The 484-nt window shown below is 68.4% G+C and carries 1 pseudogene; it reads right to left on the bottom strand.

The window, feature by feature from the left end:
- Positions 1-484 (bottom strand): annotated as a pseudogene (locus LG395_RS40965) (hypothetical protein); the annotation flags it as partial.

Genomic DNA, 484 nt, shown 5'->3' on the forward strand with positions numbered 1-484 from the left:
GCAGGGGAAGGTGCCGCTGTACAGGGCGTGTCCGTAGGAGGAGCTTCCGGAGCCGAAGCCGTAGACGCCGTCATCGCTCCAGACCGCCTCGCGGAACCCGTTGACACAGGCCGCCGTGGGCGCGAGCGCGAAGCCCTCCAGGTTGTCGATCGGCATGACGGCGGGGTTGGTGTAGGTCACGTCGGGCACGATCGTGCCGGACGCGCCGACCTTCATGAGGGTGTGCGTCTCGCCGCAGGTGTTGTCGCAGGTCGCGATGATGCGCTGGGTTCCGGCGTCGAACATCACGTCCATCACGGACGCCTTGCCGGTCGCGATCGTGCCGAACGTGGTGAACGTGCCGTCGGAGTTCAGGCCGTAGACGTGCAGCGTGCCGTCCCACTCCAGGCCGGCGAAGTACAGGCCCGAACCGTGCAGCGGGTAGTTCGCCGGGTTGTACGCGGCCCCGGTCAGCGGGTCGACCCAGCCGTTCGCGGTCAGCCAG

This window comes from Streptomyces spinosus (assembly GCF_020400655.1).
Lineage (GTDB): Bacteria > Actinomycetota > Actinomycetes > Streptomycetales > Streptomycetaceae > Streptomyces > Streptomyces argyrophylli.